This is a genomic window from Lacticaseibacillus manihotivorans DSM 13343 = JCM 12514 (genome assembly GCF_001435035.1).
Lineage (GTDB): Bacteria > Bacillota > Bacilli > Lactobacillales > Lactobacillaceae > Lacticaseibacillus > Lacticaseibacillus manihotivorans.
Genome location: NZ_AZEU01000303.1, coordinates 1 through 852 on the forward strand (window position 1 = coordinate 1; position 852 = coordinate 852).

Annotated in this window: 1 protein-coding gene; it reads left to right on the forward strand. The window is 45.0% G+C overall.

What is annotated here, in order from left to right; translation table 11 throughout:
• The first annotated feature begins 140 nt into the window (after positions 1–140).
• Positions 141–764 carry a hypothetical protein gene (locus FD01_RS14600; protein WP_056965044.1) on the forward strand — a complete coding sequence of 208 codons (624 nt, stop codon included), beginning with the start codon at positions 141–143 and terminating at the stop codon, positions 762–764.
• Positions 765–852: the final 88 nt, after the last annotated feature.

Consider the following 852-nt stretch of genomic DNA (forward strand, 5'->3'; position numbering starts at 1 on the left):
TTCGCCTCACGGTGTCGTGCCACGGAGTGGCTAACTTGTTCTTGCAATTTGCGATTGTAATCTTTTGTAATAATCTCTATAGTATAAATTGTAAGTAACATATCGAGTGAACGTTAATTGTGAAAGGTGGAATTTTTCCTATGAAAAAAGTTATTGCAGGTTTGATGATGAGTGCCACTGTTTTAGGTTTAACGACTTTTGCTGCGAATGCTGTTAGCGTGCACGCAGCAGACACACCAGCGGTCGGCTCAAAGATCGGTGCCACTACCGATGGTACAATCTCTACTGAAAATAAAGCGAACTTGACGGTTCAAGCTGGGGACTTGTCTTTTACCCAGCCACAAAACGTTGACTTAGGTAAAACCGATGTTGCCTCCGTCTATGCTTCTGGATTTAACGGTGACAGCGTGGATGGTGGTTCGACTACGGTTAGTGATTTCTTAGGCGATAACGGGACATGGAAGTTGAACGTGAGTGCTTCCGGCTTTGGAAACCCAGCTTTGGATGGCGATGGCGTATCAACTTTGAGCTTAACCACTTCCGGGGATCAAATCACGGGCACGAAGGTCACTTTGAATGGCACGCAAGCTGAAGCAGTGACGGGCGCTGCAGGTAAAACTACTGCTAATTTGGGCTACAAACTGGATATTAAACCCGGAACTTTGTTAAACAAAGGGACCTTTGTAAATACTGTCACTTGGAACCTTGCCAATACACCTGGCGCTAACGCTGACGGTGATGTAACACCTGCTAACGCTGAATAATAAAATCAAATGAAAAAGAATAAAAATCAAACTCGCAAATTGCAAGAACAAGTTAGCCACTCCGTGGCACGACACCGTGAGGCGAACT